Origin of the sequence: Microcoleus sp. S36a_B3, assembly GCF_036700745.1 — a bacterium.
Classification (GTDB): domain Bacteria; phylum Cyanobacteriota; class Cyanobacteriia; order Cyanobacteriales; family Microcoleaceae; genus Microcoleus.
The window spans coordinates 209,849-229,569 of record NZ_JAUBPN010000001.1 but is presented as its reverse complement, the minus strand read 5'-3'; the positions used below and the strand labels follow the sequence as shown (position 1 = coordinate 229,569).

The following is a 19,721-nucleotide window of genomic DNA, read 5'->3' as shown; positions in this document are numbered from 1 at the left end:
TCTCCCAATCTCCCCCTCTCCCCCTCTCCCCCTCTCCCAATCTCCCCCTCCCCCAATCTCCCACTCTCCCTTCTAATTCCCCCTGGGGTCTAAAACGTCTCGCAGGCCGTCGCCTAAAAGGTTGAAACCGAGAACTATCAAGGTAATTAGCAAACCTGGAAACAAAATAGTCCAAGGAGATGAAAGAGCATATCCGCCTTTAAAAGCATCAGAAAGCATCGTCCCCAACTCAGGAACCGGCGGCTGTGCGCCCAAACCCAAAAAACCTAAACCAGCAGCTTCTAGCGTGGCTGTACCAGTCGAAAGAGTTGCTTGTACAACTAGCGGCGCGAGACTTCCCGGCAAAATGTGGCGAAAAATAATCCGCAAGTCGCTGGCGCCCAAGGCTTTGACTGCTAAGACAAATTCTTGTTCTCGCAGCGATAGCACCATGCTGCGCGTTAGGCGGATGTAAATGGGAATTTGCACGGCGCTGACGGCGATAATTACGCTTTGCAGGCTCGGCCCGGTGACGGTGACAACGGCGATCGCCAGTAAGATCGAAGGAAACGCTAGCAAAATATCCGCAAAAGTGCCGATCGCTACCTCAGCCCATCCGCGAAAATATCCGGCGAAGAGTCCCAACAGCCCTCCCACAAACAATCCCGCAGCCACAGAAACTAAGCTGACGAGCAAAGATATCCCCAATCCGTGCCACACTCGCACCAACAAATCTCGCCCCAAACTGTCGGTGCCGAACCAATGCTGGGCGCTAGGAGCCACTAATCGGGATAAATAATCGCGATCGACCGCCGGATTGTAGGGGGAAAGTAGGGGAGCTAACAGTGCCGAGAAAATCAGCGCTACAGTCAAAATTAAGCCGATTTTCCCGGAGGTCGATCGGGCGAATCGCTGCCAAGCAGGCTGTCGAAATATTAAATTTTGATGCAATTTGGGATTTTCCATTTTTAATAATGTCAAAAAAAAACAGTTGTGCCCGATCGCAGTTTTTATAGCCAATGACAGATGCCGAATCCTCGATGCCTTCGTTAAAGACCATTTAAGATATAGAGAACAAATAAATTTAAAACCCTAATGACATCAACCCTGCTCAAATCATCCTCCCGATCGCCCCTAAACGCTCCAACAGTGCGCCATTTCCCCAACGGCCTCACAGTTATAGCCGAACACTTACCAGTCGATGCCGTTAACCTCAGCGTGTGGATGAATTTAGGCTCAGCCGTAGAATCCGACGAAATCAACGGTATGGCTCACTTTTTAGAACACATGATTTTTAAGGGAACTCCCAGCATTCAGAGTGGAGAATTTGAACGGGCGATCGAACAACGCGGCGCTGTCACCAATGCCGCCACCAGTCAAGATTACACGAACTATTACATCACCACAGCTCCTAAAGATTTTGCTGAACTAGCCCCCCTGCAAGTCGATGTCTTGCTCAACGCCAGCATTCCCGACGATGCCTTCGAGCGCGAACGGCTCGTAGTATTGGAAGAAATTAGACGATCGGAAGACAATCCGCGCCGGCGCACCTATCAGCGATCGATGCAATTAGCCTTTGAAGTCCTGCCCTACAAGCGACCGGTACTGGGCCCGACTTCCGTCATCGAAAATCTGAGGGCCCAACAAATGCGGGATTTCCACAGCAGCAGATATCAGCCAGGGGCGATGACAGCAGTCGCTGTAGGTAACTTGCCGGTCGATCAACTAATAGAAATTGTCGCCGAAAGTTTTGCCAGCAAAAGCACAGCACAAAACAGCACCATAAATCTGCCCGCCCTCAGCAACTTTCACCCAGAATCCGAAATTCTCAACTACGGCCAAGAATCGCCCTTTACCGAAACAGTTCGCCGCGAATTTGTAGACTCTGCCCTCCAGCAAGCTCGACTGATCGTGATGTGGCGAGTCCCCGGCTTTGTGGAAATGTCCGAAACATACGCCCTCGACGTTTTGGCGACAGTATTGGGGCACGGGCGCACAACTCGCTTGGTTAAGGATTTGCGCGAAAATCGAGGGCTAGTCTCGTCAATTTCCGTCAGCAACATGACTCAGCGACTAGGCGGGGTATTCTCGATTTCCGCTCAACTGGCGACAGAAAATATAGCCGAAGTGGAAGCAGCCATCGTCGGACACATCCGCACTCTGCAAACCGAACTGGTGACTGATGCCGAAATTTCCCGCATCCGCACCCAAGTAGCAAATCGGTTTATCTTCGGTAACGAAACTCCCAGCGATCGAGCAAGTTTGTACGGTTACTATCAGTCGATGGTAGGAGATATCGCTCCCGCCCTCAACTACGCAGCCTGCATCCAATCTCAGACAGCCGAGGATCTCCGGGAAGCCGCCGTCAAATATCTGTCTCCCGATGCGATGGGTGTGGTGGTAATTCGCCCCGAAGCAGCATAAACCCGACTGCTTCTTTCCCAGACGCAATCGTTTGCTTGTCAAGCTAGGGAGCACAAAGAAGGTAAATCATCGCCTTCTTTGATTTGAAAATACTGTGTCAGATCGTGTCTGATCTAGGATGGTAACAAAAAAAGGTTAGTAGTGCGGACTAAAGTCCGCACTACTAACCCATCTTATTTCGATCGATCGACTGGACAGGATATCAAGTTCGATCGCACTCCGCCTTAAAGGTTTTGTATCGAATCATGAATTTAAAGCTTTTAAGGTACGGACGATCGGTAGAATGGCCGTAATTTTCTGAGAGTATAAACTTGGAATCGTTGAAGTGTGCAGGGAAGCATGAAATTACAAAACTTTCTCAACTCAAAAATTAGGTACGATGCCAAAGCAATCGCTGCCGACAACGAGCTCAGCCGCCAAATTCAAAGCCGTCTCATTGACCTGGGTTTACTGAAACCTCCAGTAGACGGCATCTTTGGCCCACTTTCTACCGCCGCCCTCCACCAATTTCAAACCTTGATGAAGTGCGGCGAACCGGGTTTTTTGGGAGCAATCACAGCCAAAAAGCTGATCGAAACGAAAACGACGGACATTCCCACACCTCGCCCGATCCTGAAAACGACCAGAGACACTATTTTTAAATCAAAACCCCTAGCGTCTTCTCAACTTCAGGACTCAGAAAAACAAGTAATCCCAGCGGGAAAAGAGTTTGAACTCCTGGCTTTTGTTCCTATTCGCGGTCACATTAGGGTTGCTCTCCGCAATGAATCTTTCAAAGGTTCAGGGATTTGGTATGTTTACGGAGGACACGCTCAAGTTACTTTAGACGGCGTTTTGCTTTATCCCAAACCAAACCCGCCCACTGTCCGACTTGGCATTCCTTATCGATCGCAATTAGATAATTTTTACAATCCTACAGGTGCTTGTAATGTAACTTCCATAGCGATGTGTCTGGACTTTTTGAGAGTGCCGCGGCGCAATAGAAGCGGACAATATGAAGATGAACTCTACGAATATGCGATCGCCAAAGGTTACAGTCGCTGGGATCCCTATGATTTAGCAAAGATTGTTAAAGATTACGGCGCTCAAGATTACTATACCGAGAATGCAACTATTGAGGACGTTCAAGATTGGCTGGCCAGCGGAAATCCCGCTGTCATCCACGGATACTTCACGTCTTTCGGTCACATTATAGTTGCTGCGGGCTACGACAGCGAAGGATTCTTCGTTCACGACCCCTATGGCGAGTGGTTCCCAGGCGGCTACGATACAAGTGTCAGCGGTTCTTATTTGCACTATTCCTATCGTTTAATCCGCAGCGTTTGTATGGCTGACGGAGATTTTTGGGTGCATTTTATCTCGAAGTAGTTGTTTGTTAGTGGTTATTTGTTAGTAGTTAGTTGTTTGTTAGTGGTTATTTGTTAGTGGTTGTTGGTTAGTGGTTATTTGTTAGTGGTTATTTGTTAGTGGTTATTTGTTAGTGGTTATTTGTTAGTGGTAATAACAAATAATAACTAATAACTTAACCAATATAGAATTTACGCATTTCAATCTAATGATGTCATTCTGAATGAATGCCGACCCTAGGTTCTGCAAGTAAAGTATGAATATCAAACCCTTGCAAACCGCCCTTGCGTAAGTTCTACTAAATAACAAATAACCAATAACCACTAACAAATAACCAACAACCAACAACCAATAACCACTAACAAATAACCACTAACTATTAATTTTCATGCTCAAATCCAGCCAAGTCGATCGCGTAATTGGAGCACTGGTAGAAATATAATCAACTCCGGTTTCCGCCACACTCCTAATAGTTTCTAAAGTAACATTCCCAGAAGCTTCAATTTTTACCCGATCGCTCTTTTCGCGAATTATGACCACAGCCTGCCGCATTAAGTCAAAGGACATATTATCCAACATGATAATATCCGCCTTGTGTTGCAATGCTGTCTGCACTTCAGCCAGAGTTTCGGTTTCGACTTCGATTGTCAGCGGATAGGGGATAGAATTGCGAATTAGGGCGATCGCCTCGGCAATTCCCCCAGCCGCTGCAATGTGATTATCTTTAATCATCACTGCGTCATCTAATCCCATCCGGTGATTGCAAGCGCCGCCGACTTGAGTTGCGTATTTTTCCAACAATCTCAACCCCGGTGTTGTCTTGCGGGTATCGACTAATTGCACGGGTAAATCGGCAATTTTGTCAACATATTTCTGAGTTAATGTAGCGATGCCGCTCAAACGCATTGCTAAGTTTAATGCTACTCTTTCTCCGGTTAGCAGCGCGTCGAAATTGCCGGAAATCTCGGCAATTACTTCTCCTTTTTCGCACAGTTTCCCTTCGGGTACTTGGGGGAGAAAACTGAGGCTGCTGTCTAAAAGTTTAAATGTGCGATCGGCGATCGGCAATCCGGCAATGACTCCAGCTTCTTTGACAATCCATTTAGCGGTACCCTGGATGCTGGCTGCGGGAAATAAGGCCGATGTTGTGCGATCGCCCCTACCGATATCTTCTAGCAGCCAGTTGTGCAGTAGGGAGTCTAAAACTATCCAAGGTGGCAATATTGCTGTCATGTTTTCTTTGTGATTCCTGCTACTAGGAACGATAGTCGATCGCGTAATTTTCGGCAAGTTGCAAGATAGTGATGGTGTTGGTGCGATTTTGGGCGATCGCACTACATAATGGGCTATTCTGTTGCTGACATTGGGTTTTGGTGGTTTAATGGAGTAGATGGGCGATCGCGAGCAGAAACCATGATACAGCCAGTCATTTTAGAAAAATTAGCAGAACTTCCTGAGTCTCTTCAGACAGAAGTGCTTCATTATATTGAGTTTTTGATTGAAAAGCAGGCTAAAAACTTAAGTCAAGAAAAGCAGACAAAGCGAGGCGGACTTGGCATTTGGAAAGGTAAAATCTGGATGTCTGATGATTTCGATGAACCTCTAGAGGAGTTCTAGAAAATTTTCTATCAGCATCAGTCTCATTTCAGACAAAGATTGAAAAAGAAGTTATAATTATTGTAGTACGGTTGTTCAAAATCCTATTTTGTCTCTATGTCTAATTGCTTTGAAGAGTTGGCTGTAAGAGCCTCGGAGTTAAAATTATGCTTTTATTGCTCCAATTCACTTCCGGCATCAAACCAAGAACACATATTTAATGCTTCTTGGGCGGGTTCCCATCAAACAAGACAACTAATTTGTAATGAGTGTAACCAAAGTTTTTCAACAATAGTTGATCGAGCATTTTTAATCTACACAAGTTTTATCATGAATGCTTGGTCATTTAAAGGCAAGCGTCACCAGTCAATACCTATCATTAGTAGATTGGAAGGTAACTATTTGATTGAGGCAGGGGCAAAACTAAGACTGAAGGAGCCGTTGATTGAGAAAGAGACTCAACCTAATGGACAAATCACGTCAAAAATTTCCTTTAATTCGCGGGGAGAAGCCAAACGCTGGTTAAAAGGTGATGCGGAGTCATATTTAGGAATAGCTTTGAGCCAAGAAGAGCAAGACGAGATAATTAGGCAAGCAAAGTCTCGATCGGAAGACGCACAACCACAGAAGGCTTCAGCGAATCTTAATCTTCAAGAACAGTACCGTTCAGCCACACACACAATATTGAAGTGTTTAGCCTTTTTCATCCCTGATTTGGCTTACCATGAGCAAACTAAGCAAGTTCGCGAATTTGCCCGCTATGCTCGGGGTGATTGGCAGCTATTTGCAGTTGAAGCGGAACAGCATCTTTCTTTAGCTGATATACCTGTGAGCTTATTAGGAGTTCATCACAATTCGGTAGAAATTTACTGGTGTTCCTATTTGAGAATGGTGATTGGAGTTGTGACAATTCTTGATCGTGTTAAAAGAGCAGTTGTAATAGCCAAAGACTATTCAGGTCCAGATAGGGTTTTATATGTTTTTGAAGACACGCATGGTTCTGGAAAGCCTCCTCGTGCATTTCAAGCAGAAATAAATTCACAAGACTTCTCTATGCCTATTATTGGGATTCAGTATTTTGCCTCCCCAACTCGGATTAATCACGTTTTTCAGAGCGAACTTTTAGGGCTTACAACTATTTACTATCCCATAGATGCTCTTACAGCCAAGCTCATGAAAACGATTGAGGATGTAAATCAAATAAGTGTGCAAGTTGATGAGAAGATTGTCGAGAAATATCGAGAAGCTGTTCTAGATTTTTTCACTAATCTGGGTAAGGTTTTAGGAAAATCGATAGACTTAGATAAAGTTTTATCAAAAATGTCAGATTATGGATTTGAAACTTTAACCCACAGATTTGCTGGTAGAAACTGTTGTGACATGGAGTTTGAATCCTCTGTAGACCAAATATTTCAAAATCTTCTGAATCAATACTTCGGATAGTTTTTGATAGCCAACCGTAGAATAAGGGTTTCAAGGATCGGCGACAAGTTCGCTATTCATAGGTTTTGATATTTATCGCGAGAAACAAGTACCTTAAGTGTTCTTGACCAAGACAGTACGGATTGTTTCGAGTCGGATGTTTAACAATCATTTTGTAGCGGGGGTCAAAAGTTCCCTTTTGCCTGTCAAACATTTAACCCCCGATTAAAATAAAGACGACTGAAAGAGGCAATTATTCTGACTATTCGTGAGATCGCGATCGCCCTTATTGCAGCAACTTCCAGAATCATTCTTGCCAGAAGTCAGCGAATTCATCGACTTTGTGATGCACCAGCACCAAAATAGAATAGCTGAACCCAAACTCCCAGACGATATTGCTAAAGCTTGGGCAAAATGGTTCGAGGAAGTCGATCGCTTGGAAGTAATGACTAATCAGCCGAAGAGCGAATATCAGCAACTCCTACTCAATAAGTATCGGCAACAAGGTTTAGAACTATGATCCTATGCGATGCAGAAGTTTTACAACGAGGAATGGTTGGGTTTAAAATGAAGAGGCTATCAACCTATCCCCTATGAGCGAAACCCTCTACATCGAAACCAGTATCTTAGGCTACCTAACAGCTCGATCGACCAAAAACCTAATCCTGGCTGCCAATATCGAGGTAACAAAAGATTGGTGGGAGTATCGCCGCAGTGCTTTCACAATGTACATCTCACAGGCTGTCCTAAACGAGGTAGCACAAGGAGACACAGAAATTGCGGTTCAACGTATGGAACTCCTTCGCGGTGTTCCATTGCTAGAATTAAATCAAGCTGTCCGAGAGTTAGCCGCACAATTTCTTGCACGCAGCAATCTTCCCCCTAAAGCAGATATCGATGCAATTCACATTGCCGCAGCCACCGTTCACGGCTTGGATTACCTGTTAACCTGGAATTGTAAGCATATCGCAAACGCTCAAATCCAGGGAAAACTTGCAGAAATCAGTTTTGATTTCGGATATCAGTTACCCATCCTTTGTACGCCCTATGAACTACTAGGAAATTAATTTATGTTGCAAGATGAAATCGTAGAAGAAATTCACAAAATTCGTGAAGAGTATGCCAAGTCTTTCAATTATGACTTGGAGGCAATATTTGCAGACTTGCAGAAGAAACAAGCTGAAAGCGGCAGAGAAGTTGTGAAATTGCCACCAAAGCGCGTTCTAACAGGGCGTTGGAGCGGACGAGGTAAAAATATTCTGTAAAAAAACTAAAGCTCCTTTCCGTTGTTGCGGGAAAAGAGCTTTAATTTATTATTAACCTGGCACCGAGCTATTTTACCGGGCAGTGACCCGCCGAGTATCTTCGCCATAGCAACGTTTAACAACCGAGTTCGGGATGGATCGGAGTGGTTCCATTACATCATAAGCACCAGGAAAGCTTTGAAAACTTTAAATCCTGTGTCTGCGTTTAGTTTGATGCGCTGCATCTCTTTCGCTCGACCTAATTACCTTACCAAGCTCTCCCCAGTTTGTCAACCCCTTGGTGAAAAGTTTTTTTTCGATGATGTCATGGAGTCCGATGAGAGGCGAGAAACCGGGTTTATTATGAAAATATTTCGTTGCACGCGACAGATTCCGAAAAAACCCGGTTTCTGGGAGTCTGAGCGCGTCAGCCCAATCACAAATCCAAAAACGCCGCATCCGTTCCCTGCTCTCGGCGAACCTTCCCGTCCTTTACAAACCACGCCACAACCTGCTTAACTGTTAATTGCTCGATCGCACTTTCAGATTCTGCCGCAATTTGCTTCAACGGTCGCAAAGACGCAACCACCAAATTAGTAAAAAAGTTTTCAAAACTAGCATCAACTTGAATCGACCGTTGAATGCTCTCATCATTCTTAATCCAATCCATCACCTGCTGGTTAGACACCTCAGTTATCGGCAAACCAGTCTCCCCAGCAATTTGCTTGAGCACCCTCAAACCATAAATTGCCAACCGAGTCGAAAACTTTTCCTTCGACGACAGCAGCGCCATATCAACTTCCGCGCACTCTTCCGGCTTTAAAAAATCTGCTAGCGGTTCCATAGTTATTAGTTATTTGTTATTAGTTATTAGTTATTTGTTATTTGTTATTTGTTATTTGTTATTGCTAATCGGTGACATCGGTGACATCCGTTACCAAATCCGTTGCCGAACCGACATCCGTTAAATCCGTTACACTCATCCGCTGCCGAACTTCCTTCCTAGCAATCAAATAACCGCAGCGGTGTTCCCCATCAATAATCCAGTGAGTCCGCTCCACAATACAATCTGGCAAAACCCCCGCAAACATTTCCAACTCATTGCCGCAAACACTCGGAAAAGTTTCCGCCACATTAGAAATAGCACAGTTGTGTTCCATCAACACAAATCGATCGCCCTTAACATCGCGATCGCACATTTCCACACCTACAGATTCTACAGGATAACACTCAGCCATATAACCTTCAGCCCTGCGGAGTTCCACCAACTTAGTCACCCGCTCTTGCAGCGAACCCGAACCCACCAGCCGCCGATAGTCCGTAGCCTTGCGCTGCCACTGTTTTCGCAGGATACTAATCACTTGCTCGCGGCCGACGGTTTCCGCCAAAGTATCCAAGAAAGACACAGCAAAATCGCCGTAACGATTCGGGAAGCGATCGCGCCCCAGACTGGTAAGCTCATAAATGTGCTGCGGCCGCCCCATACCAGCCTGAACCGACTGATACCGAATCAGCCCCTCCGCCTCCAAATCCTTCAAATGACGGCGAATCGCCTGCGGGCTCATCTCCAAAGACTCCGCCAACTCAAGAGCCGTCCCCTGACCCCCCTTGAGCAAATATTGCAGGATGTCCTGTTTCGTGGAAGTCTGCTGAGTGGTCTCCATCTTCACAAAAAATTATTAATTTGACTTTGACAAGATCGCTGTTGTTAATGTAGCTTAAAATATACTAAAGCAACAAACTTGTTGTTTAACTTCCCCAAGCAGCCCCCAGAACTAGCCGGGCCCCGGACAGTTCAAGCGTCTGCCATCTTTGAGAGACTTATCCAGAACACTCGAAAGCGCAAAATTCATGAGCTCTACAGTCACAACCCTAGTCAACCAGCCCTATAAATACGGTTTCGTTACCGACATCGAGTCGGACACCATCGCCCGCGGCTTGAGCGAAGATGTAGTCCGCCTGATTTCCTCCAAGAAAAACGAACCGGAATTCATGCTGCAATTCCGCCTCAAAGCATACCGGAAGTGGCTGACAATGACCGAGCCTACCTGGCCTCATGTCAACTATCCCGCGATCGACTACCAAAACATTATCTACTACTCCGCCCCCAAACAAAAGCCCAAAAAGCTCAACAGTTTGGACGAAGTTGATCCGACACTATTAGAAACCTTCGAGAAATTAGGAATTCCCCTATCCGAACAAAGACGACTGGGAAATGTCGCCGTCGATGTTGTTTTCGACAGCGTTTCAATTGCCACAACCTTTAGAGAAAAACTAGCCAAAGACGGCGTTATCTTCTGTTCCATCACAGAAGCCATCAAAGATTATCCCGAACTAATCGAAAAATATCTTGGCACAGTCGTACCAGTCGGCGACAACTTTTTTGCAGCCCTCAACTCCGCCGTATTCACCGATGGTTCCTTCGTTTACATTCCCAAAGGCGTAAAATGCCCGATGGAATTGTCAACTTATTTCCGCATCAACAACGAAGATTCCGGCCAGTTCGAGCGCACACTAATTGTCGCAGAAGAAAACAGTTCCGTGTCTTACCTAGAAGGCTGCACCGCGCCGATGTTTGACACCAACCAACTGCACGCCGCCGTCGTGGAATTGGTAACAATGGACAATGCCGATATCAAATACTCAACAGTCCAAAACTGGTACGCCGGCGACGCCAACGGTAAAGGCGGCATTTACAACTTTGTGACAAAGCGCGGTTTGTGTCAAGGAGTCAATTCCAAGATTTCTTGGACACAAGTAGAAACAGGTTCAGCGATTACTTGGAAATATCCCAGTTGCGTGTTAGTCGGCGACAACTCCGTGGGCGAATTCTACTCAGTAGCCCTGACAAATAACAAGCAGCAAGCTGACACCGGCACCAAAATGATCCACGTCGGCAAAAATACTCGCAGCACGATTATTTCTAAGGGAATTTCGGCGGGGAATTCTGCAAACAGCTATCGCGGATTGGTAAAAATGGGGCCGAATGCTAAGGGCGCTCGCAATTACTCTCAGTGCGATTCGATGCTGATTGGCGACAACGCTCAAGCGAATACTTTCCCTTATATTCAAGTGCAGAACCACACTGCTAAAGTCGAACACGAAGCTTCTACTTCTAAGATTGGGGAAGAGCAATTGTTCTTCTTCGCACAGCGGGGAATTTCTGCAGAAAATGCTATTTCGATGATGATTAGTGGTTTCTGTAAAGATGTTTTCAATCAGTTACCGATGGAATTTGCGGCGGAAGCTGATAAGTTACTGAGTCTGAAGCTGGAAGGCAGTGTGGGATAATTGTGGCTGGCGATAAACCCTTCCAGGCCGAGTCTATTGCTGACAACTTAAGACTGCAATCCATAAATAATGTCGCTTTTATTCGAGTCTAGATCCCCCTAAATCCCCCTTAAGAAGGGGGACTTTGAGAATACTATTATTCTTCCTTAATAATGGGGACTTTGAAAACACTCTTGTCCCCCCCTTATTAAGGGGGGTTAGGGGGGATCGAAACTTCGATACAAACAAAAGAGACGCTAGGTTTTACGTTAAGTTGTCAGCAATCGGCACAGCCTAGAAACGAAAAAAAAACTGTAAACTGCATTGAGGCAAAGGAAAAAAAAGATGATTGTTGAAAATAGTCAAGTGGTGTTATCCGTCCGCGATTTAACTGCGAATGTGGATGATACCCAAATTCTTAAGGGCTTGAATCTGGAAATTAAATCGGGTGAAATTCACGCGATTATGGGCCCCAACGGTTCAGGTAAAAGCACTTTGTCCAAAATATTAGCTGGCCATCCTGCTTATACAGTGACAGGTGGAGAAGTTACATTTTTGGGACAAAATTTGCTGGAATTACCGCCGGAAGAACGTTCTTTGGCTGGCATATTTTTGGCTTTCCAATATCCTTTGGAAATTCCGGGCGTTAGTAATGTGGATTTCTTGCGCGTGGCTTACAATTCTCACCGCAAACATCGGGGATTGGAAGAGTTGGATGCTTTTGATTTCCAAGATTTAATCGAGGATAAGCTGGATGTTGTGAAGATGAATCCGGCTTTTTTGAGCCGCAGCGTCAATGAGGGTTTTTCTGGGGGCGAAAAAAAGCGCAACGAGATTTTGCAAATGGCGCTGTTGGAACCGAAGTTAGCTATTTTGGATGAGACTGATTCGGGTTTGGATATCGATGCTCTCAAGATAGTCGCCGGCGGTGTGAATCAGTTGTCAACTGCTGAAAATTCGATGTTGGTGATTACTCACTATCAGCGGTTGCTCAATTACATTATTCCTGATTTTATTCATGTCATGGAAGCGGGCAGAATTATCTTGACTGGCCCGAAAGAGTTGGCGCTGGAATTGGAAGAGCGCGGTTATGATTGGGTTGTGGAAGAGGAAGCAGCAGGAGTTGGCGCGCGATGATAAATACGCAAGTTGCTACTAGGGAAATGTTTTTGGCTGATTTAGTTAATCAGTGCAGCAAGTTGGAGGTTGCTAATAGCAAAGATTCGGCTTACGGGTTGCAGGATTTGCGGGATGCGGCGACTGAATACGTGCTTGCTGCAAGTTTTCCGACGGTGAGGGATGAGGAGTGGCGCTTTACTGATTTGTCGTCGATGTTGCAAGTTCCTTTTCATGTACCGCAAAGCTATCAGTCAACGGTTAAGCTGGCTGATATTGTTATGCCTGTGAAGAATCGGGAGGATTTACCGTTAAGATTGGTATTTGTTAACGGTTTTTATGCGCCGGATTTGTCAACGGTGAATTTGCCGGACTTTTATGCAGGTAATCTATCTAATGTACCCGAAAAATATCGATCGCGCATTACCGATGTTTTGAGCAAGCACAGCCAGCCAACGGAAGTGTTTACAGCGCTGAATACTGCGGGTTTGGCAGATTCTGCGGTGGTGTTCGTGCCTGCCAATGTGTCCGTCGAAATGCCGATTCACTTGCTGTTCCTCACCGCACCCGGTGCATCTGCGACGATGTGTCAGCCGCACTGCTCAATCATAGCTGAGGCTGGCAGCAAAGTTACACTGATTGAGGATTACACCACAATCGGTAATTTACCCGCTTTTACGAATGCTGTGACGGATGTTTTTGTGGGCGAAAACGCCACGGTGAACCACGTTAGGCTGCAGCGGGAAACTTTGAATGTGGTTCATATTGGCAAAAGTGCGATCGAGCAATCCCGCAACAGCAGCTATACTTGTCATGCTATCAGCTTGGGCGGCAAAATATCGCGCCACAATTTAGAAGTATTTCAGCGCGGCGAAGGCACGGAAACAAATTTAAACGGCTTAACCGTAGCCTTTGGCGAACAGTTAGCAGACACTCACAGTTTAATTGATTTCAATCACCCCCACGGCACAAGCAAGCAATTGCACAAGTGCATTGTTGGTAACAAAGCTCGCGCAGTATTTAACGGCAAAGTTTTCGTTCGCAAAGCCGCACAATTGACAGATGCCGGACAGTTGAGCCGGAATTTGTTGCTGTCGCCGAGGGCGCGCATCGATACCAAACCGCAGTTAGAAATTGTGGCGGATAACGTTAAATGTTCCCACGGTGCAACTGTCAGCCAATTAGAAGATGATGAGCTTTTCTACTTGCAAAGTCGCGGTTTGGATTTGGAAAGAAGTCGCTATTTGCTGATTGATGCTTTTGCGGCGGAAATTCTCAATATGTTGCCGATTATTGGGGTGGCGAAAATGCTTTCTACTTGTGTGGCTGTGCAAGAATAAAGGAATTAGCAACAGGCTGGGTGATGTTTTATTGTCGCAATCAAAGCCGGAGATCCCGCCTAGCCCCCCTTAATAAGGGGGGAACAAGAGCTTTCTCAAAGTCAACCCCTACTCCCCTTATTAAGGGGGATTTAGGGGGATCTCCCGATTCAACAATACGCCCTATAAGCGAGTTTCACAACAATACTAACTTCAAAAAATATGACACTTATTCAAGAAAAAACCTTAGCCTCAAAAGTTCGCGCAGACTTCCCAATTTTGAATGAAAAAGTCCACGGGAAACCGCTAGTTTATTTAGACAATGCAGCTACTTCTCAAAAACCCTTAGCTGTACTCAACGCTTGGCGCGATTACTACGAACAATACAATGCTAACGTGCACCGCGGCGCTCACTCTCTCAGCGCTAAAGCGACTGATGCTTACGAAGGTGCGAGAGATAAAGTTGCAGCGTTTATCAATGCGGCTTCGCGACAAGAAATTGTTTACACTCGCAACGCCACCGAAGCGATTAATTTGGTTGCTTATTCTTGGGGTTTAAACAATCTGCAAGCCGGAGATGAAATCATCCTGTCGGTGATGGAACACCACAGCAATCTGGTGCCTTGGCAAATGATTGCTCAAAAAACTGGCGCGGTGCTGAAGTTTGTTGAGTTGGCGGAGACTCAGGAGTTTGATTTGGAACAGTTTAAAACGCTGATTTCAAATAAAACTAAGTTGGTGTCTGTAGTTCACGTTTCTAATACTTTGGGTTGTATCAATCCGGTTAAAGAAATGTGCGAAATTGCCCACAGTTTCGGCGCAAAAGTTTTAATTGATGCTTGCCAAAGCGTGCCGCACATGGTAGTAGATGTGCAAGCAATGGATTGCGATTGGCTGGTTGCTTCGGGCCACAAAATGTGCGCTCCGACTGGCATCGGTTTTTTGTACGGTAAACTGGATTTATTGAGAGAAATGCCTCCGTTTTTTGGCGGTGGTGAGATGATTGCTGATGTGTTTCTCGAATATTCTACCTATGCTGATTTGCCGCACAAGTTTGAGGCGGGGACTCCGGCAATCGGAGAGGCGATCGCCCTTGGTGCCGCAATCGATTATCTTAATAACATTGGCATGGATAAGATTCACGCCTGCGAAGCCGAGTTGACGGCTTATCTGTTCCAACAATTGCGGCAAATTCCACAGATTAAAATTTACGGGCCGCAACCGGACAGCAACGGCGAAGGTAGGGCAGCTTTGGCGGCATTTACTGCGGGAGAAATTCACCCTCAAGACTTGTCTACTCTGTTGGATCAGGAGGGGGTCGCGATTCGTTCGGGGCATCACTGCACGCAAGCTTTGCACCGCTATCTTGATATTTCATCTACGGCGCGGGCGAGTTTGTATTTTTACAATACTCGCGAGGAGATTGATGTGTTTGTTAAGGCGTTGAAAGAGACGATCGACTTTTTCGGTTAGATGATGGGGTAAGTTGATAAGGTGGGTATGGGGAGCATCTCAGTTTTGCAAAAAGGTACAATACGCGAGCGGAAACGCTCGCACTATAAATGCAAAACTGAGATATTCCCTGGGTATTTCCCCACCTTTTTCTTGATCCGCGTTCATCTGCGTGCTTCTGCAGTTGAATAACCTCTTAATTTAGCTTTTAAGAGCGAGTTTTAGGACGCAAAAAGAATTTAGGCTCGTTACCAGGCTCTGCCTGGTAATGCAGATCCGGAGGCTCTGCCTCTCTTTAACCCTGGGCTTCTGGAGAAAGAGGAGTGTGGAAGATGTTTAATTTATTAAATTTTCGTTCCTCAGCTAAATTTGTGGGGTGGGCAAATGCCCACCTTTTTCTTCATCCGCGTTCATCCGCGTGCATCTGCGGTTAAAAAAGATGGCTCTTTCGGAAGTCTCATTACCCGTGATAAAATAAAACTATAGTTTGCTCAACTCAAGGAGATTTTGAGATGATTGCTACTACTTCAAGTTTAGCCGAACAGAGAACACTGCTAGAAAATATTAGCTGGTCAACCTTTGAAACCTTGCTCAAAGAAATAGGCGATAGCCGAGGTTATCGCATAGCTTATGATAACGGGATGTTGGAAATTATGAGTCCTTTATACGAACATGAAAATCCCAAGATTAAGTCTGACCGCTTCATTTTTATTTTAGCAGAAGAACTAGGCATTGAAATCAAAAGTGCTGGCTCAATGACTCTCAAGCGAGAACGGGCTAAAAAAGGCATAGAACCTGATAATTGCTATTATATCCAAAACGAACCAGCAGTCAGAGACAGGCAAGAACTAGATTTAGAAACTGCACCCCCGCCGGATTTAGCAATTGAAATAGATATTACCAGCAGTTCAATTAATAAGTTGGCAATTTATTCAGCACTTCGCGTCCAGGAACTCTGGCTATATAATGGACGAGTTTTGAAATTTTATCAGTTGGTAGAGACAGAATATGTTGAGTGCGACTTTAGTATTGCTTTTCCCTTTGTATCTGTAGCGGAAATGGCTGGGTTTTTTACTCGCACTCAAACTATGGGAGAAATGGCTTTGCTGAAATCCTTTAGAAATTGGGTTAAAGGAAAAATAGAGAAGTTGTAGGATGAATTTTAACTACAAAAATCTTACAGATAAATAACGATCGCCCTTTCTGACTATCCGCATCTCATTTTTGTAAAAAGCATTTTTTTCTTATAGTGCGAGCGTCCCCGCTCGCGTATCGTATAATACGCGAGCGGGGACGCTCGCACTATTAAATGCAAAACACCAGATGCTCCCTTTCTTCATTTGCGTCTATCCGCGTTCATCTGCGGTTAAATCACCTCTTAATTTCGCCTCTCAGATCTAGTTTTAGGACGCCAAAAGAATTCAGAAAACTTGATTTTGGGATTACCTAACCGTTTTCTCAACCCTTCCATATAAATGTAAAAGACTGGAGTCAAATACAGGGTTAAAATTTGCGAAAACAGCAATCCGCCGACGATCGCAATTCCCAACGGGCGGCGCGATTCCGAACCGCTACCCACGCCCAGGGCGATCGGCAAAGTGCCAATTAATGCTGCCATTGTCGTCATCATAATCGGGCGGAAGCGCACGACACAAGCTTCGTAAATGGCATCAAAGGCGCTGTGGCTGCTGTCTTGTCGCTGTTTCTCGATCGCAAAATCCACCAGCATAATCCCATTTTTCTTGACAATTCCCACCAGCAAAATAATCCCGATAAACGAATACAGATTCAATTCCACCCCAAAAATTACCAGAGTTAACAGCGCACCAAATCCGGCTGATGGTAAACCTGATAAAATGGTCAGCGGGTGAATAAAATCCTCGTATAAAATGCCGAGAATTAGATAAATTACTAAAATTGAAACCACTAACAACCAACCTAAATCGTTAAATGATTGGTTGAATACCTGGGCTGAACCTTGAAAACTTGTTGTTACTGACGGCGGCAAAACTTCCTGGGCAACTTTCTCAATCGCGGCGGTTGCTTGACTCAGCGATGTGCCTGGAAGCGTATCAAAAGAGATTGTAGCAGAAGGCAATCCGCTTAGGTGATTGACTGTGAGCGGGCCGACTGTTTGGGTGATATTTGCGATCGCACTTAACGAGATCATTTGTCCGGTATTCGATCGCACGTACAGCATCGACAAAGCACTCGGATCGCGCTGAAACTCAGGCTTTAATTCCAACACAACCGTAAATTGATTGTTGGGAGTATAAATCGTCGAAACCTGTCCTGAAGCGTAAGCAGCGCTGAGGGTTTTCTGCACTTGTTGCGGGCTAACACCGACAATTGCTGCTTTAGCGCGATCGACTTTAACCTCAAGCTGAGGCGTGCTCAATTGCAAATCGCTATCGACACCGCGCAATCCCGGCAGCGTTTTAACTTTAGCTAACAATGCCGGCACCGCTTGACGCAGCGCTTGCAAATCTAAACTTTGCACCGTAAACTGATATTGCGAATTCGTTTGTTGACCGCCAATCGGAATTGCAGCCGGAGAACGCAAAAAAGCTTGAATGCCAGGAATTCCGCGCAATTTCGGAGTTAGTTTTTGGATAATTTCATCCGCACTGAGGCGGCGTTGCGATCGCGGTTTGAGCCTAATTGTAATCCGTCCGTTATTCGCCGATGCGTTCGGGCCACTCGCACCTACAGTTGAATTCAACGCTGCAATATTTGGATCTTTCCGAAGGATATCAACAATTTGTTGTTGGTGAATCATCATATCATCAAACGAAATATCTTGCGCTCCTTTCGTGTTAGCCATCAATTGTCCGGTGTCTTCAGTCGGAATAAAACCTTTCGGAACTAAAACAAACAAATAAGCCGTAAATACCAGGAGAACAACCGAAACAATCAGCGTTAAAAAACGGTATTTCAAAACAGGTTTAAGCGTCCATTCATATCCTTGCAAAAGTAGCTCAAATCCCCGCTCCCAGAAGCGGTAGAAGCGGTTGTTTTTTTGGTGGTGGGACGGAGATTTAAGAAATCGACTGCACAACATCGGTGTCAGGCTCAGAGATACAAAGCCCGACACCAAAATTGCTACAGCAATAGTTACAGCAAATTCGTGAAACAATCTACCGATTAATCCACTCATAAACATCAGAGGAATAAACACTGCCACCAATGAAAGCGTCATCGAAAGAATAGTAAAACCAATTTCTTTCGAGCCTTTTAATGCTGCTTCTAGGGGTGCTTCTCCCATTTCTTGGTGGCGGACAATATTTTCCAGAACTACGATCGCATCATCCACCACAAACCCCACTGAAAGCGTCAGCGCCATCAGCGACAAGTTATCTAACGAGTATCCCAACTGATACATCACAGCAAAGGTGCCAATAATCGCCACAGGCAAAGCTAAACTCGGAATTAGCGTCGCTGTGATGTTCCGTAAAAAGATAAAAATTACTAAGACAACCAGACACACCGACAACATTAAGGAGAACTTCACATCGTCTACAGAAGCCCGAATAGATTGAGAACGATCGTACATAATTCCCATTTCGATCGATTGGGGAATTTGTTGTTTTAGTGAAGGTAACATTCGCACTACCGCATCGACAATATCAACGGTATTTGCATCGGGTTGAGGCTGCACTGCAAGCAAGATTGCAGGTTGATTGTTGACTTGTCTATCGCTGTACAAATTCAACACTTTGTTGTTCTGCACGTCATCAAGGACATTGCCTAAATCTTGCAGCCGCACTGCTGCGCTATTTTTGTAAGCAACGATCAGCGATCGATATTCTGCAGCAGTATTTAATTGACCGTTTACCTGAATTAAATAGCTTTTTTTATCGCCAGAAAGGCTGCCAGTTGGTAAGTTAACATTTCCTTGAGTAATGGCGGTTCTAATTTGATCTAATCCGATTCCCCTCGCAGTCAATTCTCGCGGATCGAGTTGAATCCGCACGGCATATTCTTTCTGCCCGTAAACCTGCACTTGCGCCACACCATCTATCGCCGAAATTGGTTGGGCCACCGTCACTTCTGCGGCTTCGTCTACTGCTGCAATGGATAGGGTTTTTGAGTACAAATAGAGGTAGAGAATTGGCGAAACAGAAGGGTTAACCTTGCGGTAGCTGGGCGCTTTGGTCATTCCAGCGGGCAATGAACCTGCGGCGGCGGCGATCGCAGCTTGTACGTCTTTAGCAGCAGAATTGACACTGCGATTGAAGTCGAATTGCAGGGAAATTCTGGCGCTACCGGTGGAACTTGTTGAGTTAAAAGAATTCAGCCCTGCTATTTCTGTAAACTGTCTTTCTAGCGGTGCGGCGACGGAGGATGACATGGTTTCTGGCGTTGCACCGGGTAAGCTGGCGGAGACACTGACAAAGGGATATTCTACGTGCGGCAGGGCGCTAATTGGTAGCAGAAAATAACTCATTAAACCGAAGATTAGAATGCCGACTGTGACTAAGGTAGTCATTACGGGGCGGCGGATAAAGATTTCTGATAGGTTCATAATTATGAAGGAAGAAGGAAGAAGGAA

17 protein-coding genes, 1 rRNA gene and 1 pseudogene are annotated in these 19,721 nt (G+C 45.4%); 13 read left to right on the top strand and 6 right to left on the bottom strand.

The window, feature by feature from the left end; translation table 11 throughout:
- Nucleotides 1-72: 72 nt before the first annotated feature.
- Nucleotides 73-945, bottom strand: a complete 873-nt coding sequence (locus QUA01_RS00995; protein ID WP_333088692.1) for an ABC transporter permease — start codon at nucleotides 943-945, stop codon at nucleotides 73-75.
- Nucleotides 946-1,074: 129 nt separating this feature from the next.
- Between QUA01_RS00995 and QUA01_RS00990 the strand changes: the two genes are divergently transcribed.
- Nucleotides 1,075-2,403: a M16 family metallopeptidase gene (locus QUA01_RS00990; protein WP_333088691.1), complete on the top strand. Its 1,329-nt coding sequence runs from the start codon at nucleotides 1,075-1,077 to the stop codon at nucleotides 2,401-2,403.
- Between the two features lie 339 nt (nucleotides 2,404-2,742).
- Nucleotides 2,743-3,771 carry a C39 family peptidase gene (locus QUA01_RS00985; protein WP_333088690.1) on the top strand — a complete coding sequence of 343 codons (1,029 nt, stop codon included), beginning with the start codon at nucleotides 2,743-2,745 and terminating at the stop codon, nucleotides 3,769-3,771.
- 351 nt (nucleotides 3,772-4,122) lie between these two features.
- On the opposite strand, the gene nadC is transcribed toward QUA01_RS00985, so the two are convergent.
- A complete protein-coding gene (gene nadC / locus QUA01_RS00980) occupies nucleotides 4,123-4,983 on the bottom strand; it encodes a carboxylating nicotinate-nucleotide diphosphorylase (RefSeq protein ID WP_333088834.1) in 861 nt (286 codons plus the stop codon).
- Nucleotides 4,984-5,091: 108 nt separating this feature from the next.
- Here nadC and vapB point away from each other — a divergent pair, with 108 nt between their 5' ends.
- The 6 genes and pseudogenes from vapB to QUA01_RS00955 all read left to right on the top strand — a co-directional run bounded on the left by vapB (nucleotide 5,092) and on the right by QUA01_RS00955 (nucleotide 8,033).
- Nucleotides 5,092-5,367, top strand: a complete 276-nt coding sequence (gene vapB / locus QUA01_RS00975) for a type II toxin-antitoxin system VapB family antitoxin (RefSeq protein ID WP_333088689.1) — start codon at nucleotides 5,092-5,094, stop codon at nucleotides 5,365-5,367.
- Nucleotides 5,368-5,463: 96 nt separating this feature from the next.
- A pseudogene (locus QUA01_RS27280) lies at nucleotides 5,464-5,643 on the top strand (HNH endonuclease); the annotation flags it as partial.
- A gap of 33 nt (nucleotides 5,644-5,676) precedes the next feature.
- A complete protein-coding gene (locus tag QUA01_RS00970) occupies nucleotides 5,677-6,789 on the top strand; it encodes a hypothetical protein (RefSeq protein WP_333088687.1) in 1,113 nt (370 codons plus the stop codon).
- 247 nt (nucleotides 6,790-7,036) lie between these two features.
- A complete protein-coding gene (locus tag QUA01_RS00965; protein WP_333088685.1) occupies nucleotides 7,037-7,288 on the top strand; it encodes a hypothetical protein in 252 nt (83 codons plus the stop codon).
- A gap of 73 nt (nucleotides 7,289-7,361) precedes the next feature.
- A complete protein-coding gene (locus QUA01_RS00960) occupies nucleotides 7,362-7,835 on the top strand; it encodes a type II toxin-antitoxin system VapC family toxin (RefSeq protein WP_333088684.1) in 474 nt (157 codons plus the stop codon).
- 3 nt (nucleotides 7,836-7,838) lie between these two features.
- On the top strand, nucleotides 7,839-8,033 hold the full coding sequence (locus tag QUA01_RS00955; RefSeq protein ID WP_333088683.1) for a hypothetical protein: 195 nt from the start codon (nucleotides 7,839-7,841) through the stop codon (nucleotides 8,031-8,033).
- 54 nt (nucleotides 8,034-8,087) lie between these two features.
- Here QUA01_RS00955 and rrf read toward each other — a convergent pair.
- The 3 genes from rrf to sufR all read right to left on the bottom strand — a co-directional run bounded on the left by rrf (nucleotide 8,088) and on the right by sufR (nucleotide 9,676).
- Nucleotides 8,088-8,204 (bottom strand): 5S ribosomal RNA (rrf, locus tag QUA01_RS00950).
- Between the two features lie 244 nt (nucleotides 8,205-8,448).
- A complete protein-coding gene (locus QUA01_RS00945; RefSeq protein WP_333088682.1) occupies nucleotides 8,449-8,856 on the bottom strand; it encodes a hypothetical protein in 408 nt (135 codons plus the stop codon).
- 64 nt (nucleotides 8,857-8,920) lie between these two features.
- The gene (gene sufR / locus QUA01_RS00940) at nucleotides 8,921-9,676 is read right to left on the bottom strand and encodes an iron-sulfur cluster biosynthesis transcriptional regulator SufR (RefSeq protein ID WP_333088832.1); all 756 of its coding nucleotides are present in this window, start codon (nucleotides 9,674-9,676) and stop codon (nucleotides 8,921-8,923) included.
- Between the two features lie 187 nt (nucleotides 9,677-9,863).
- On the opposite strand from sufR, the gene sufB reads away from it, so the two are divergent.
- The 5 genes from sufB to QUA01_RS00915 all read left to right on the top strand — a co-directional run bounded on the left by sufB (nucleotide 9,864) and on the right by QUA01_RS00915 (nucleotide 16,323).
- A complete protein-coding gene (gene sufB / locus QUA01_RS00935; protein WP_333088681.1) occupies nucleotides 9,864-11,303 on the top strand; it encodes a Fe-S cluster assembly protein SufB in 1,440 nt (479 codons plus the stop codon).
- A 324-nt stretch (nucleotides 11,304-11,627) separates the two neighbouring features.
- Complete coding sequence (gene sufC, locus QUA01_RS00930; protein ID WP_333088680.1) at nucleotides 11,628-12,419, top strand: Fe-S cluster assembly ATPase SufC; 792 nt, start codon at nucleotides 11,628-11,630, stop codon at nucleotides 12,417-12,419.
- A complete protein-coding gene (gene sufD / locus QUA01_RS00925) occupies nucleotides 12,416-13,738 on the top strand; it encodes a Fe-S cluster assembly protein SufD (protein ID WP_333088679.1) in 1,323 nt (440 codons plus the stop codon). Before sufC ends, sufD begins: the two co-directional genes overlap by 4 nt.
- A gap of 201 nt (nucleotides 13,739-13,939) precedes the next feature.
- The gene (locus QUA01_RS00920) at nucleotides 13,940-15,190 is read left to right on the top strand and encodes a SufS family cysteine desulfurase (protein ID WP_333088678.1); all 1,251 of its coding nucleotides are present in this window, start codon (nucleotides 13,940-13,942) and stop codon (nucleotides 15,188-15,190) included.
- A gap of 491 nt (nucleotides 15,191-15,681) precedes the next feature.
- Entirely contained in the window at nucleotides 15,682-16,323 is a 642-nt protein-coding gene (locus tag QUA01_RS00915; protein WP_333088677.1) for a Uma2 family endonuclease, read from the top strand.
- A 224-nt stretch (nucleotides 16,324-16,547) separates the two neighbouring features.
- Here QUA01_RS00915 and QUA01_RS00910 read toward each other — a convergent pair whose 3' ends face one another.
- Nucleotides 16,548-19,694, bottom strand: a complete 3,147-nt coding sequence (locus QUA01_RS00910; protein ID WP_333088674.1) for an efflux RND transporter permease subunit — start codon at nucleotides 19,692-19,694, stop codon at nucleotides 16,548-16,550.
- Nucleotides 19,695-19,721: the final 27 nt, after the last annotated feature.